Raw genomic sequence first — 14,214 nt, 5'->3', positions numbered from 1 at the left:
CGGCCGACCAGCTTTTCGACAGGTTGGAAAAATGACGACTGAGAATACCCGCAAATTTCGCCCTGCAACCGAACTCGTGCATGCCGGATCGCTTCGCTCCGGATTTGCCGAAATGTCGGAAGCGATGTTTCTGACGCAGGGCTTCCTTTATCCCAATGCCGAGGCCGCCGAAGCGCGGTTCAAGGGCGAGGACCCGGGTTTCATCTATTCGCGTTATGCCAACCCGACCACCGACATGTTTGAAAAGCGCATGTGCGCGCTGGAAGGCGCCGAAGAAGCACGCGCCACCGCCTCCGGCATGGCTGCGGTCGCGGCTGCCATTCTTTGTCAGGTGCAGGCCGGGGATCACGTGATTTCGGCTCGCGCCGTCTTCGGCTCCTGTCGCTACATTGTCGAGACGATCTTGCCGAAATACGGCGTCGAAATCTCGATCATCGATGGTTCCAACATCGAAAATTGGAAAGCGGCTGTTCGCCCGAACACCAAGGTGATGTTCCTGGAAAGCCCGTCCAATCCGACGCTCGAAATCATAGATATTGCTGCCGTTGCGCAGGTCGCCAACGAAGCAGGCGCCAAGCTGATCGTCGACAATGTTTTCGCAACCCCGCTATTCCAGAAGCCGCTGGAGCTCGGTGCGCATATCGTCGTTTATTCCGCGACGAAGCACATTGACGGTCAGGGGCGCTGCCTTGGCGGCGTGGTCCTCTCCGACCGCGAATGGATTGAAAACACCCTGCAGGATTATTTCCGTCACACGGGTCCGGGCCTCAGCCCATTCAACGCGTGGATCATGCTGAAGGGCCTTGAAACACTGTCCGTGCGTGTACGCCAGCAGACGCTGTCGGCGGCAGCAGTTGCCGACTTCCTCGCAGGCAAGCAGGGCGTGAAGCGCGTGATCTATCCGGGTCGGGCGGACCATCCGCAGGCCGACATCATCGCCAGGCAGATGACCGGTGGTTCAACCCTCATCGCCCTGGAGCTGGAAGGCGGCAAAGAGGCAGCGTTCAAGTTCCAGAACGCCTTGCAGGTCTTCAGCATCTCCAACAATCTGGGCGACGCGAAAAGCCTTATTACCCACCCGGCAACCACGACGCACAAGAACCTTACCGACGAGGCCAAGGCTGAACTGGGTATCTCGGACGGCCTGCTTCGGATATCGCTCGGCCTTGAAGATACGGACGACCTTGTGGAAGACGTGGAAGCAGCGTTGAAGGTCGCTCGCTGAACAGCCACTTCCCACATTGTGGCATTTAGGCTGCAAACAGAGGCCCAAACGATGCAATTTCCGGAGATTTCGGCAATTGCATCGTATTTTCTGCCCCACATTGTTGACCCTCCCGCAACTTTAGCGATAGGAGGGGCGAAAAGCGGCGTCCGTAAACCGAACCGACGAACCGTTGAGTAGACAGCATCATTGCGATCCGGATTGCAGGGTGCCAGGGCCGATGTGAATGTAGGGCGGTGCGCATGTATAGAGCGGTAACGCGGGGGATCGAGGTTTCTGTCGAGCCTTTCTATCTGGAAGATCAGTCGGACCCCGACGAAAACCGTTATGTCTGGGGTTATCGTATAACGATCGCCAACAATTCGACGGAAACCGTGCAACTTCGCTCGCGTTACTGGCAGATTACCGACGCAAACGGACACGTCGAAGAGGTGCGCGGCGCGGGTGTGGTTGGCGAACAGCCGACACTTGAGCCCGGCGATTCATTTCAATATTCCTCGGGCTGCCCGTTAACCACCACATCCGGTGTCATGGTCGGACGGTATCAGATGCAGGGTAATGGCGGCAGCATGTTCGAAGTCGATATCCCCGCCTTCTCGCTTGACATGCCGGACCTGCGACGCACCTTGAATTGAAGATATCCCAGCATTTTGCGAAGGCAGATGACGAACAGAACACAACTCCGTTCTTTGCCTTTTCAGGAAGCCGCCGCTCTGCTCGGAGAAAAGCGCGCTCGATTTTCAACAGGGCGCGCAATCCGGCGCCCGGTGAGAAAGTTTTTAAACGCGTTCGATCAGAAAATAAGTCGTTGGTCCCGGTGGGTTCGGCAGAACAGAAGCATTGTTCCAAAGCTCGACATTGAGTCCATCCGTTCCGTCACCCGTAATCGCCGGAGGCTGCACCACGCCATCCAGTCCGACCGGGGACAAGCGCCAGGCCGTGTTGATCGGCATCTTGAACCAGACATGCCCAACCTTGATCTGCACCGGCAAGGTGCCGAAGCTACTGACAGTCTTTTCTTCGTTGTCGGCGAATACCATGACGCCGCATAGCGGTTTGAAGGCAGGGCAACTGTGGCATTTTCAATTTGCTCGGTACCCAGCAACTCGCCGCCCCAGGCAGCCTGCAAGGCTGCCGTGGTACCATATTGCTCCTCCAGCCAAGCATTGAACGACCGCTTCAATTCCGCCAACGCCTGAAGATCGCCGTTGGCGTAGACCCACGAGTTGAACACCAATCCATTCTCATTGAACGGCACGACCATCGCCATTGCCGGGTCTTCGAAAGGCACAAGCCCGGTATAGGGATTGACCGTCCCGAAGATATCGACCTGAAAGCGCAGCCAATGGCCGAAAGCCGCATTCTCAACATGCGTCTTGAGTTTCAGCCTGCCTTCCGTTCCCCAGCGGTCCGTTACGCCGCCCAACGCGCCAGCATTCGATGTAAGGCCGTCGATGACCCAGTATATGCCGTTCTGCTTCAACGCGGCCATGTAGTAGCGAAACCGATCAAGAATATCCTGTCGGTATTCGAAATCCTGCAGCTGCCCCTCCATCAAAGCGATATCGAGAAAATGGAACCGTGCGCAATTATATCCATGACGGCGCAACTGAACGGCCATCCTGTCCGCTGTCACATGGTCGGGAATAGTTGCAATGGCTCCGCACAGCAGCCGATATGGAACGGCCGGATTGCTCTGCAAGGCGATGTGACCGTCCGAATTGACGATGAGCCGTCGCTCCTCGTCAATCGGCGGATTTGATAGAAACGTCGAAAAATCGAGCGGACTGCCAGCCTCGATCTCGAGATTCTGCTGGGTAACCGGTATCCAAATGTCGGGCATATCGTATCTCCACAATTGACTGGTGGAGAATAAAAGCTTGCCCGAACACGGGGATAAATTCCTACTAATTATCTACGCATCAGTTCCCGAACTCTGCCGGATCAAACGAATAGATTTTCGAGCAAAATTCGCAAGTTACGGAAATCTTTCCGTTTTCCGCGCTTTCTGCAATTTCCTCGGCCGTGAAGCCTGATAGCACGCCGGCAATTTTCTCTCGCGAGCACGAGCATTCGTCCAGCACAGGCACAGATTCGAATACACGCACACCGCGTTCATGGAACAGCCGGTAAAGCAGCCGTTCCGAGCCGACTTGCGGGTCGGTCAGTTCCGAACTTTCAATCGTACCCACCAGCGAGCGAGCCTCGTCCCACGCGTCATCTTCCGGATGGAAGGCGGCCTCGGCTCCGTCCTCGTCGCCACCCGGCAAGTCGGGGATACGCGCGCGCAATTCGGATTCCGGCAGGAATTGAATAATCAGCCCGCCAGCCCGCCACTGTTCGACAGGTTTCCCGTCGGCACCACGCTCGACAAGCTTGGCGACACTCAGTTTGAGATCGGTTGGAATCTGTTCCGACTGACGGAAATAGGTCGTAGCGATTTCTTCCAGCGTCGAACCATCCAGCGCGACGATGCCTTGATAGCGCTGGGTGTAAGCACCCTGGTCGACTGTGAAGGCCAGCGTTCCCCGTCCCAGCAGTTCCTCCGGCTTCGTCTTGTTTGCGGCAATCGCTTCCTTCAGGCGCTCCGCGTCAAAACGTGCATAGGCACGGACTGAACGCGGCGTGCGGAAATCGACCACCAGCATGTCGACGGGACCGTCGGACTGCGTCTGGAAGATAAACTTGCCTTCGAATTTGAGCGAGGTGCCGAGCAATACGGTCAGAACCGTTGCTTCCCCCAGCAGACGGGCCACTTCTTCGGGATAGTCATGGCGTTTCAGAATGCCGTCGATGCTCGGGCCGAGCTGAACCGCGCGACCGCGCACGTCGAGCCCCTCCACCTGGAAGGGTACGACAGCGTCATCGCCTGCGAAGTCGAAATCGCCCAGATTGACGTGGATGTTCTCGACTTCGATATGCTCGTTGCTGGTCTTGTCAGCCAAATTATGCTCCCAAACCGCGGCCTTGCAGGCACCACGCCAGAATGGCTTTCTGGGCATGAAGCCTGTTTTCCGCTTCGTCGAATACGACCGATTGCGGTCCATCGATCACTTCATCCGTCACTTCCTCGCCGCGATGGGCGGGCAGGCAGTGCATGAAAAGCGCCTTTGGATCAGCTTTTTCCATCAGCCGCGCATTGACCTGATAGGGCATGAAAACGTTGTGGCCGCGAGCATGATCTTCCTGCCCCATCGAAACCCACGTGTCGGTCACGATGCAATCCGCACCGCTCGCCGCCCGTTCCGGATCGGTGGTGGACATGATGTTCGCGCCGTTCGCTTTCGCCCAATCGACATAGTGCGACTTGGGTTCGCTGCCTTCCGGCGTTGCGATATTGACGTTGAAATCAAAACGCGCCGCAGCTTCGACCAGCGAGTGGAGGACGTTGTTGCCGTCCCCCATCCAGGCAAAGGTCTTGCCTTTGATCGGGCCGCGATGTTCCTCATATGTAAGAACGTCGGCCATGATTTGACAAGGGTGCGTGTCATCCGTCAGTGCATTGATGACCGGAACGGTCGCATATTCGGCAAGTTCGAGCATCCGGTCATGCGATGTGGTGCGGATCATGATCGCATCGACATAGCGCGACAGGACCTTCGCCGTATCGGCGATGGTTTCGCTGCGCCCGAGCTGCATTTCCGAGCCCGTCAGCATGATTGTCTCGCCGCCCAGCTGGCGCATGCCGACATCGAAGGACACGCGCGTGCGGGTGGAGGGCTTTTCAAAGATCATCGCAAGCACCTTGCCTGCGAATGGCTTCTCCATTTCTCCAGCCTTGAGGCGCGCCTTGCGTGCCTTGGCGTCTTCCATGATCGCACGAAGCTCCGATGCAGGCACAGCGGAGAGGTCGATAAAGTGTTTGATCCCGTTATCGTTAGCCATGATATCACGCTGTCTTACTGGTCGGATTTGCAGTTGCGAGCCGTTCGACCGCCATTTCGATGCGCTTCAATGCTTCGCGCGCTTCTTCGGGCGTCGTGATCAGCGGCGGAAGCAGACGGACGACATTGTCTCCGGCCCCGACGCTCAAGAAATGCTCGTCACGGAGAGCCTGAATGAGACTGGTATTCGGCACGACGCACTTGATACCGATCAACAGGCCACGACCACGCACTTCCGAAACGACGTCCGGATAGCGGTCGATGATGGAGGCGAGCCCCTGTTTCATGACCAGGGCGGTAGCCTGGACGTTCTCGAGGAAGCCATCGGCCAGCACAACATCAAGAACCGCATTGCCGACAGCCATGGCCAGCGGGTTGCCGCCATAGGTCGTGCCGTGAACACCCGCCGTCATGCCTTTGGCAGCTTCGGCAGTTGCGAGGCAGGCGCCCATCGGGAAGCCGCCGCCGATACCCTTGGCGACCGCCATGATGTCCGGCTTGATACCGGCCCATTCATGCGCGAACAGCTTGCCGGTGCGACCGACGCCGGTCTGCACTTCGTCAAGGATCAGCAGAAGGCCTTTCTCATCGCAGATCTGGCGCAGCATGCGCATGAATTCTTCCGGGAAACCGCGCAGACCGCCTTCGCCCTGAACGGGTTCAAGCAGGATACCGGCGGTCTCGTCGGTGATGGCTGCGCGCAATGCTGCCTCATCGCCGAACGGCACCTGATCGAAACCATCGACCTTCGGGCCGAAACCTTCGAGATACTTGGCCTGACCGCCCGCGGCAATTGTGGCCAGCGTGCGGCCGTGGAAGGCGCCCTCAAAAGTCACAATGCGGAAGCGTTCCGGATGACCGCTCACATAATGATAGCGGCGTGCGGTCTTGATCGCGCACTCGAGTGCTTCAGCGCCGGAATTGGTGAAAAAGACCTTGTCGGCGAAAGTGCTTTCGACAAGGCGCCGCCCCAGCTTTTCCTGCGCCGGAATTTCATAAACGTTGGACAGATGCCAGAGCTTGTCAGCCTGCGCCTTCAGCGTTTCCACCAAATGCGGATGCGAATGCCCAAGCGAGTTCACAGCAATGCCCGCCGCGAAATCGAGATAACGTTCACCGCTTTCGGTAATAAGCCAGATGCCCTCACCTCGCTCGAAGCGCAGAGCCGCACGATTATAGGTGTCGTAAAGCGGTTGCACGGTCGTAGCGTCGGTCATAGCATCAGGCCTCCAAAGCCCATATTAGCAGCTTGCCCGGCTGCGCCGGCAAAGCTGTGTTTTCCCATAAACAGTCCTCAGGCACCCGAAACGGTTCCCACCTTTCGACGAGCGCCCAACACCCCATTCCAAGCCGTCACGAAACTACGAGGAGACATGAGAGGAATGGGCTCAGACCCACGCTTCCTAGCCTGAGCCTTCGGTAGAAATAAAAAACCGCCCTCTGGGCGGCATATTTATCTCGCGCGTATATTGGCGTTCGCAGAAAAAATGTCAATCAAAGCAAGCGAGGTTTGAGGGCCATCTTTCGACATGAGTTCATGCATTTTCGCGCTCTTGCAGCACTGGGGCATCGAAGGTGGCTTTACGTGGACACCCATACTATATAGTGAACGACCTTTCCCTGGCTGAGACTGCCAGACGACGTTGCTCATTCCGCAAGTCCGCGATGTTCCATCCTGAAACAATCCGGGTTTTCACTTCGGAAGCAATTGCGTGCAAAATTTCGGGGCGGATCAAATAAAAACCGTCTTTGGCACCCAAGTTGGGGAAAACCGTAAAAATGGAATCCGCCTGACAAGGCTATCCCTTGTCATGGAGTCGTTGGATATTGTAGTTTCTTTTTAGAGATTAAAGCTACATTTCGTGCGGCGGACCTAGTCACCCGGATAGATATGGTGTTTTTGCTCGGAGCGATCCGAGAACACTGCCGGATTCCGGATAACGAAAATGATTGGAGCCCAGGGCGATGAACTGGACAGACGAACGCGTCGAACTACTGAAGAAACTGTGGAGCGAGGGCTTGAGCGCGAGCCAGATCGCAGCGCAGCTTGGCGGCGTCAGCCGTAATGCAGTGATCGGCAAAGTGCACCGTTTGAAGCTTTCGGGCCGTGGTAAGACCACGACCGCTGCTCCGCGCAGCAAGAAAGTCAATACGGTTGCCGCAGCGCCACGTCCTGCAGCACAACATTCAACCGGCGTACATACCACGACGATGCGCACCGCCACGGTGACCAAGACGGTCGGCGCGACGGCCCTCCAGGTGGACTATGCCGTGGACGTTGTTGCGGAAACAGTGGTCAAGCCCGCTTCCGACGTGGTGGTGCCTATTTCCCGCAGGCTCTCGCTGTTGCAGTTGAGCGAACGCACCTGCAAGTGGCCGATCGGCGACCCGCTGAACGAAGACTTCCATTTCTGCGGCCATGAATCCGGTGAAGCGAGCCCATATTGCAGCTACCATTCGCGTCTGGCTTTTCAGCCGACCGCAGAGCGTCGCCGGGCACGCTGATTTAAGGAAAGTAAGGGAATAAGGGAGTGTGCCGAACGTGTTCGGCAGCTCCCTTTTTCTATTTCAGCATTTACGCAAGGCCCGAACTAAAAAAGCACATAAGCGAATATGATGATTATCGGGTAGAGAAACGCCGATAAATTGCAGGTTGCAGCACGGGGTTACTTTGGGAACAGGTTATTCTCCCATATTCCCCCACTCTCCTATTCCTTTTTCCCTTCCTCATAGACCTTCAGCGTGCGATCAGCGATCCCGCTCCAGCTATAGTCCCGTGCAATCCAGTCGATCATTTCCTGCGACTGCTCGCTTGTCAGAGGTTGATCGATTTTCCGCCGCAGCGCATCCTTCAACGCATCCACATCGCCCAGTGGAAAGTAGCTATCCTTCGAAAGCCCGACTTCCACATTTGCAGTGATATCGCTTGCAAGCACGTTCAAGCCGTATCCCATAGCTTCGAGGAGCGCGATCGGCATGCCCTCATGGCTGGAAGGCAGGACGAATAGTGCGGCGTGACTGAACAGGGCCGAAAGTTCCTCACCCTGAAGCGCGCCCGTCAGCACAACGCCGGGCACAGCGGCAGCCCTTGCACGAACGGTTCCGGCATATTCAGCCGTATATTCCGCTGATCCGATCAGGGCCAGTTTCAAGGAAGGATCGGCAAGTTTTGCAAAGGCTTCAATAAGATCCAGCTGACGTTTTTCCGGAACGATCCGCGCCACCAGAGCAATGTAGCGTTTGGGATCAAGGCCGTGCTTTTCCAGCCACCTCGTGTCTTGGCAGGCCGGGCGAAGCGTGACCCCATTGGGGATGAAAGTGATCGGCACATGATAATGCTGCTGCATGGTTTTTGCGATATCGTTGGACACTGCGATGCGCGCATTTGCAAAACGCATCCCGCACCATTCGCCAAGCTTCAGCATTGCGCGCGCAAGCCGTCCCCACTTCTGCCGATTGTAGTCAAAACCGTGATGGGTCACGACCGTGCGCAGACCGAACAGACGTGCCAGCGGAACCGCAAGAGCCGGACCGATCGCATGAATGTGCAAGACATCCGGGCGTGTGAAACCTGCACGCAGCACGCCCAGCACCGTATGCACAATTGCCTCGAACTTCATGGAGGTAGGCGCCCAGCCTGGCGTCACCTCTACGCCCTCCCAGACATAAGGCTGCTTTTTCTCAAGATAAGGACGGCGTCCGATCACCTCCACATCCCAGCCCTTCGTCAAATAGAGCCGGGCGAGTTCTTCGACGTGTTTTTCCACGCCCCCCTGCACATTGGGGACACCGCGCAGGCCCAGCATCATGACGCGAGGTCTTTTATCGCTTCGCACCATCAAAACGCTCCCAACTCGGCATAGAGTTCCAGCGTCCGGTTTCTGTACGCCTCTGGCGAGAATTCATGGCCGGCCCACATGCGGCCTGCCTCTCCCATCTTGCGCCGCGCCTGCGGGGTCAACCGCGCAAAATCGCCCAGGACGCGGGCGAGGTCGTCGATATCGCCCGTACGCGAAACCATCCCGGTCTCGCTCTCGATAATCATTTCGGGAATTCCGCCAATGTCGGCGCCGATCACCGGCACCCCGAGTGCGTAGGCTTCGAGAATACTGATCGGCGCGTTCTCATACCATTCAGACGGCAGAACGAGCGCTTTCGCCTCGCCGATAAGCTGATGCAATCTTTCGCCCGAGACATAGCCTGCAAAGGTGACATCTCCGCCCGCCTCAGCCGCGAGCGCTTTCAAGGATTCTTCCTCCGGCCCAGTGCCCGCAATGACAAGTTTCTGTCCAGCAAGAGCCGCTGAGCGAATGAGAGTACCAATCCCCTTTTCCGGCGCCAGCCGTCCGACATAGGCGAAATAATCGCCTTCATCCGCATAGGGCTTCAGGTCGTCCGTGTGGGCGAAGTTGGGGATATAGACCAGCTTTTCTTCCGGCCATCCCCATTCGGCGAGCTTTGCAATATAGAAACGGCTCGGCACAACGATACGGTCAAGCGTATTGCGATAAAGGCCAAGCATGCGATGGATCGCTGTCTCAACGAAAACCAGTCCGCTCAGCGCTGTGGAATCCTTGATGCATTTGTGGAGCGCCACATTGTAGATGCGTCCGCCCTTGCAGCGCTCGCAGATCTGGTTGTGGGACAGCATCTTATAGGCCGGACAGGCAAGTTTAAGGTCGTGCGCCGTCATGACCGTCGGAATTCCAGCCTCTTTCAAAACCGGAAAAATCGACGGCGATAGATGATGATAGATATTATGCGCATGCGCGACGTTGGGGCGAAAGTGTTCGATCAATGCCTTGATCCGGTCCCGCGCCTCCCATGAATAGATGATCTTACCCGCCTGCACGACTTTGGTGAACGGGCTGCTTTCCCGGCCATACTCGATTTCGGAAACAAAATAGGAGGACCAGTCGGAGGGAAAATTATCCGGATGCTGCATGGCAAACGGTGCGGTTTGCCAGCCGATCTCCGAAAACAGTTTGATGTGGTCGAGAAAAACAGTTTCGGCGCCGCCACGCCGATAAAAATAGTTATTAATCGCCAGCAGACGATGGGCCGTATCATTCACATGCGTCAAACAGCACCTCGTTGCGCGCTGGAGCGTTTCGATTTGATTGAACAAATCGGCGCGTCTCAGCAGTTTGTCTTTTGATGCGCATCTTATCCGAAAACCGTTTCACGTCTTTCGGGATGCGCTTCAAGGCGCGCCACCGCCTCGCGGACAGAAAGAATGGTCGCCCCGCTTTTCACCGCATGGGATACGAGGCGCTCGAAGGTCTCAGGCCTGCACCCGAATTCAGTCGGCGTATCGCTGATATCATGCGTATAAAAGACGAGCCAGCCAGGATTGGCACTAAGGTCATCGATCCAGCGGGTCTGGCGTGCAGCCCCGTCGTCCGGCTGTCTTATTTCCACTGCCTGCAAAAAGGCAAGATCGATCATGCCGCGATTGATACGATTGCCACCGCCGCGACAGGTCGCGTAACGGTCAGCAAATAACCGCCGTGTCATCATGGAAGATGCGCAATAAGGATAAGCGAAATTGCGTGGCATGCCACGATTGGGCTCGAACGCATCGAGATAGGCCGTGTTGCGGTCCAGGTCAGCTGCTATTTCCCCGGCGCCGAAATAAGGGACCTTGAGATGGTTGTAGGTATGGCAACCCAGCTCGTGCCCCCCTTCAACCAGCTTCCGGCACCCTTCCTGCGTGATCAGGTTCCTCTCGCGCTCCTTCGTGCCCACCATGCTGCCGGCAATATAAAAAGTGCCATGGACGCCGTGCTTGTCAAGGATCGCAGCTCCGGCGCTTTCCGCCGTGTCGGGTACATCGTCGAACGTAAAAGTGATGATCCGTTCGTTGGCTGGCAAGCAGAACGGGCGCAACGGAAACCGGCGACTGATGCTGTCGTTCAGCCGAATGGCGTACCATTCCAGACGTCTGCGTGCCCTCTCGAGACTATCCATTTCCGCCATTGCCCCCAGCTCCCCAAGCTGTTTCAGACGAGCCTTGCCTTAGCCTGCAAGCGCAATCCGAAGACAGCAACCATGATACAGAACCATAGTGCCCCACCGTTCTGAAAGAACGTACTTTCCATACAAGACATATATAATCCGTAAAGCCAAAGGCGAATGTAAAGCAGCGTTAATATAGGGTCGTTGTCTGTGCTTTCCGCTTCCCTAATATATCGAAGCGGCAAAATCATTATCCAGATGAGTGTCAGAATGAGACCAATAATGCCAGCATTGATCATCATATCGAGGAATGAATTATGCGCATTGAAGGCGGCAACCGCCCAGCTTGCACCGCCGCCGCCTGCATAGACCATTTCGGGCGTTTTCCAAAACGAGTCCAGACCGTAGCCGAAAACCGGCTTGGCCGAGATCGCAGAGAATGCAAGTTTCCAGATATCAGAACGGTTTGTAAAACTGGCGTCAACTCCCAAGCTTTCTACAAGCTCGCGCAGTGGATCGAAGACAGCGGCCCCTACGGCAACAATGTTAAAGGCCGCGATCCCGCCGACTGCAATGAAAACACGCGTCCATTTCCACCGCACGAACACCAGCGACATCACCACGATAAAAGGCAACATGGCCGTCGATGTCTTGCCGCCTGTATGCAACACGAAAAAAACGCAAAGGGCGACAATCAGCAGACCTGTTATCGGCAAACCGCGTTTCCGGATGTAAAGCCCCAGAAAACTCATCAGCACCAAAGATGCGGCGGCGGCATTCTTGTGCGGATAGTGACCGCGCCAGGCGCCAGCCAGCATGGGCTCAAGGACTTCAGTGCCCTGATGAATAGCGCGCTGCGGCATGAAAATTACGCCGAAATAGGCAAATGCCAGCGTTATCAGTGAGCCAATTGCCAGCAATCGCGCCATCTGGCGTTCGGACTGCGGCAACATAAGAAAGATGCTCGCGTTCAAGGCAGTCAGGATAGACAGCACGACTTTCTTGCTGGCGATCATGGGGTGGGCCGACAGCAAAGCCGTCAGGAGAAGCCAGAAGAAAACGAGCCCCATCAGAATGCGCGGCTGCATGATGACACTGCGCATGGAGCTGTTCAATCCGCAGATCAGAAAGCCGCCCGTCAAGAAGAGAGTGACAAGCTGGTTGAAGGAACTGGAGTCGGCGGCTTTGGCTGTGACACCGGTCACCGCACCAATGTCGGGATAGGGATTGGTGCCTATCCACATAAACAGGAACATGCACAGAAAAAGGCCAGCTCCGACAGCTGACGAGACTCGCGGCTGTATCTCCTCACGGTAATGAACCGACAGCTCAGCCAAGGTCAGATCGTACCTTCCCGATTTCTGCGCCACGCTCCAAGATAGCCGAGGCCGAGCGCCAGCACCACACCAAGTCCCATACCGGCGATACCGCCTCCCGCACCGAGCACCAGCGTCTTCGGAGGCCAGCTCCGGCCGATCGGCGGAATGGCCGTCGAAATGATCCGTATGTTGGTCGCATCCAGTTGCTGGCGCTGGCTCGTCTCCGATGAGCGGGTCAGAAAGGTGTTGTAGATCGACACTTTCGCGGCCATGTCACGTTCGAGGTCCGAAAGCTGGACTTGTGCGTCATTGTCAAGCGCCACCGCTGAACGGGCCGAAGCAGCCTGGGCGTTGAGCAATGCGACAACGGCATTTGCCTGATCCAGATCAACCTTCGCGGATTGCAGAATACGCGCCCGTTCCTGCGCCATTTGCTGCTCCAGACCGGCAAGCTGCCGCTCCGTATTTATCAATTCGGGATACCGTGGCCCATAGGTCATCGCGAGAGCGTCGTAGCGCTGTTTCAGCGATGCATATTGTCCGCGCAGGTTCGTCATCGTAGGCGACTGCAATGTACTCGCAGGACTGACGGCGCTGCCCGTGTCCCTCGTCAATTCCTCGTAGCGCGTGCTTGCGTCGGCAACTCGCGCCTTGGCGTCAACCAGCTTGGAATTGATCTGCGTCATGGACTGGGTGCTGACAAGTTCGCCGCCGGCGGTCTGCAAGCCATGCGCCCTGCGAAACGCGGCAACTTTCTCTTCCGCTTCTGTCGCGGCCTTTTGCAGCGAAGCCAGACGTTCGGATAGGGCCGCAGCCGCCCGCCCCGCCCCATCGGCATCCGCCTGGGCGACTTCTTCCTGAAAGGCGTTTGCGAGAGAATCCGCAACCTTCACCGATTTTTCCGGATTATCCGTCCAGACGGCAATCGTGACCAGATAGGATCGTTCAGGCCGCGTAACGGTAATGCGCTGCGACAGGGCGCGCACCGCAGCCAGCGTATCATCCTTCGGACCTGCAGGCTTGCTGAGGCCAAGCATGGCTCGCAGATCGAAGGCTGGCGGAGGCGGGACGAACTCCTCGTCTTCATTCAGTTTCAAATCCGTTACGACCCGCCGGAGCACGTTGCCGGAAGTCAGGATGCGCATCTTGCTTTCAATGTCGAGAATCTGGCTGTCCGCCTGAAGGCTCTGGGCATAGACGTCATTGGGCAGCAACTGAAGACCCGATGGGGGCACCAGCAAATCGGTATAGGCTGTATATCGGGGCTTTGCCGTCATGCCGTAAGCAAGGCCCGCCAGGCCGCCGATGATCGCGAGCGCGGCTATCAGAATCCACCGGGCACGCATCCAGGCCAGCGCTTCAAACAGGTCGATTTCAGGCAACATCAGCCCGTTGTGAGCGGGCGCAATTGTTTCGGTGGTCCTCTCTTCTTCGCGGATAATATGCGTTTCGCGCCGGGCTGCGCGCAACCGCTCATCTACGGGGACCGGATTTTCACCAGCGGCCTCCGTTACCCGTGCTTTCGAAGCGAGGTCACGCAACGTATACATTAGTTGCCCCTAAAGTTCACTCGACAGCGCGAACATGGCGCCACTGTTTTCCTTAGACTTAAAGATTAAAAAATTCGGTTAATGAAAGGCAATCATCCGCAATGGTGTCACCAAAATGCCCTTGAGGATCATTTAGTCTTGCAGTTTGCGACAAATTTCCGTCGACGTGCTTGGCACCTTGTGTTTTTCGGGATTAAGAGAAAACGGAGCATATGCTGCACCATCAGAAATTCAACAAAAAGCACTCCGCTTCACTACGGTCCGGACCGGCCCGAAAA

13 protein-coding genes are annotated in these 14,214 nt (G+C 56.6%); 4 read left to right on the top strand and 9 right to left on the bottom strand.

The features are described from left to right. The first annotated feature begins 31 nt into the window (after positions 1 to 31). Together JNC63_RS07570 and apaG are read left to right on the top strand one after the other, a co-directional pair. Positions 32 to 1,225: an O-succinylhomoserine sulfhydrylase gene (locus JNC63_RS07570; protein WP_063881825.1), complete on the top strand. Its 1,194-nt coding sequence runs from the start codon at positions 32 to 34 to the stop codon at positions 1,223 to 1,225. Between the two features lie 242 nt (positions 1,226 to 1,467). After that, positions 1,468 to 1,860: a Co2+/Mg2+ efflux facilitator ApaG/CorD gene (gene apaG / locus JNC63_RS07565; RefSeq protein WP_006471061.1), complete on the top strand. Its 393-nt coding sequence runs from the start codon at positions 1,468 to 1,470 to the stop codon at positions 1,858 to 1,860. Between the two features lie 158 nt (positions 1,861 to 2,018). Here the strand turns inward: apaG and JNC63_RS07560 are convergent, their stop codons facing one another. The 4 genes from JNC63_RS07560 to JNC63_RS07545 all read right to left on the bottom strand — a co-directional run bounded on the left by JNC63_RS07560 (position 2,019) and on the right by JNC63_RS07545 (position 6,326). Continuing rightward, the gene (locus JNC63_RS07560) at positions 2,019 to 3,068 is read right to left on the bottom strand and encodes a hypothetical protein (protein ID WP_155734620.1); all 1,050 of its coding nucleotides are present in this window, start codon (positions 3,066 to 3,068) and stop codon (positions 2,019 to 2,021) included. A gap of 79 nt (positions 3,069 to 3,147) precedes the next feature. Next, positions 3,148 to 4,170: an Hsp33 family molecular chaperone gene (locus JNC63_RS07555; protein ID WP_063881820.1), complete on the bottom strand. Its 1,023-nt coding sequence runs from the start codon at positions 4,168 to 4,170 to the stop codon at positions 3,148 to 3,150. A 1-nt stretch (position 4,171) separates the two neighbouring features. After that, positions 4,172 to 5,110 (bottom strand): ornithine carbamoyltransferase, encoded by a 939-nt coding sequence (argF, locus tag JNC63_RS07550; RefSeq protein WP_063881818.1) that lies wholly within the window; start codon positions 5,108 to 5,110, stop codon positions 4,172 to 4,174. Positions 5,111 to 5,114: 4 nt separating this feature from the next. Then, the gene (locus JNC63_RS07545; protein WP_006466045.1) at positions 5,115 to 6,326 is read right to left on the bottom strand and encodes an aspartate aminotransferase family protein; all 1,212 of its coding nucleotides are present in this window, start codon (positions 6,324 to 6,326) and stop codon (positions 5,115 to 5,117) included. A gap of 748 nt (positions 6,327 to 7,074) precedes the next feature. Here JNC63_RS07545 and JNC63_RS07540 point away from each other — a divergent pair. Further along, positions 7,075 to 7,614: a GcrA family cell cycle regulator gene (locus JNC63_RS07540; RefSeq protein WP_063881817.1), complete on the top strand. Its 540-nt coding sequence runs from the start codon at positions 7,075 to 7,077 to the stop codon at positions 7,612 to 7,614. A gap of 203 nt (positions 7,615 to 7,817) precedes the next feature. Here JNC63_RS07540 and JNC63_RS07535 read toward each other — a convergent pair whose 3' ends face one another. Together JNC63_RS07535 and JNC63_RS07530 are read right to left on the bottom strand one after the other, a co-directional pair. Then, positions 7,818 to 8,948, bottom strand: a complete 1,131-nt coding sequence (locus JNC63_RS07535) for a glycosyltransferase family 4 protein (RefSeq protein WP_063881815.1) — start codon at positions 8,946 to 8,948, stop codon at positions 7,818 to 7,820. Beyond that, positions 8,948 to 10,153 (bottom strand): glycosyltransferase family 4 protein, encoded by a 1,206-nt coding sequence (locus JNC63_RS07530; RefSeq protein ID WP_235694352.1) that lies wholly within the window; start codon positions 10,151 to 10,153, stop codon positions 8,948 to 8,950. The genes JNC63_RS07535 and JNC63_RS07530 overlap by 1 nt, the downstream gene beginning before the upstream one ends. Between JNC63_RS07530 and JNC63_RS07525 the strand changes: the two genes are divergently transcribed. Continuing rightward, positions 10,046 to 10,267 (top strand): hypothetical protein, encoded by a 222-nt coding sequence (locus JNC63_RS07525; protein ID WP_230350371.1) that lies wholly within the window; start codon positions 10,046 to 10,048, stop codon positions 10,265 to 10,267. The genes JNC63_RS07530 and JNC63_RS07525 overlap by 108 nt on opposite strands. Before the next feature lie 8 nt (positions 10,268 to 10,275). Here the strand turns inward: JNC63_RS07525 and JNC63_RS07520 are convergent, their stop codons facing one another. From JNC63_RS07520 to JNC63_RS07510, 3 genes are read right to left on the bottom strand one after another with little or no spacing between them, the layout of a single operon-like run. Then, positions 10,276 to 11,088 carry a polysaccharide deacetylase family protein gene (locus JNC63_RS07520; protein WP_021586265.1) on the bottom strand — a complete coding sequence of 271 codons (813 nt, stop codon included), beginning with the start codon at positions 11,086 to 11,088 and terminating at the stop codon, positions 10,276 to 10,278. A 23-nt stretch (positions 11,089 to 11,111) separates the two neighbouring features. Then, positions 11,112 to 12,437: an O-antigen ligase family protein gene (locus JNC63_RS07515; RefSeq protein WP_235817990.1), complete on the bottom strand. Its 1,326-nt coding sequence runs from the start codon at positions 12,435 to 12,437 to the stop codon at positions 11,112 to 11,114. Then, positions 12,407 to 13,936 carry a GumC family protein gene (locus JNC63_RS07510; RefSeq protein ID WP_025089716.1) on the bottom strand — a complete coding sequence of 510 codons (1,530 nt, stop codon included), beginning with the start codon at positions 13,934 to 13,936 and terminating at the stop codon, positions 12,407 to 12,409. Before JNC63_RS07510 ends, JNC63_RS07515 begins: the two co-directional genes overlap by 31 nt. Positions 13,937 to 14,214: the final 278 nt, after the last annotated feature.

The sequence above is a fragment of the Brucella ciceri genome, from assembly GCF_041930145.1.
GTDB lineage: Bacteria > Pseudomonadota > Alphaproteobacteria > Rhizobiales > Rhizobiaceae > Brucella > Brucella intermedia.
The sequence above is the reverse complement of the archived record's forward strand: the minus strand, read 5'-3'. Positions and strand labels throughout refer to the sequence as shown.

Excerpts from the sequence above, each read along its gene's own strand:
- JNC63_RS07545 (WP_006466045.1), bottom strand. The coding sequence starts at position 6,326 with ATGACCGACGCTACGACCGTGCAACCGCTTTACGACACCTATAATCGT.
- JNC63_RS07525 (WP_230350371.1), top strand. The coding sequence starts at position 10,046 with ATGCTGCATGGCAAACGGTGCGGTTTGCCAGCCGATCTCCGAAAACAG.
- JNC63_RS07560 (WP_155734620.1), bottom strand. The coding sequence starts at position 3,068 with ATGCCCGACATTTGGATACCGGTTACCCAGCAGAATCTCGAGATCGAG.
- argF (WP_063881818.1), bottom strand. The coding sequence starts at position 5,110 with ATGGCTAACGATAACGGGATCAAACACTTTATCGACCTCTCCGCTGTG.
- JNC63_RS07510 (WP_025089716.1), bottom strand. The coding sequence starts at position 13,936 with ATGTATACGTTGCGTGACCTCGCTTCGAAAGCACGGGTAACGGAGGCC.
- apaG (WP_006471061.1), top strand. The coding sequence starts at position 1,468 with ATGTATAGAGCGGTAACGCGGGGGATCGAGGTTTCTGTCGAGCCTTTC.
- JNC63_RS07520 (WP_021586265.1), bottom strand. The coding sequence starts at position 11,088 with ATGGCGGAAATGGATAGTCTCGAGAGGGCACGCAGACGTCTGGAATGG.
- JNC63_RS07570 (WP_063881825.1), top strand. The coding sequence starts at position 32 with ATGACGACTGAGAATACCCGCAAATTTCGCCCTGCAACCGAACTCGTG.
- JNC63_RS07540 (WP_063881817.1), top strand. The coding sequence starts at position 7,075 with ATGAACTGGACAGACGAACGCGTCGAACTACTGAAGAAACTGTGGAGC.
- JNC63_RS07535 (WP_063881815.1), bottom strand. The coding sequence starts at position 8,948 with ATGGTGCGAAGCGATAAAAGACCTCGCGTCATGATGCTGGGCCTGCGC.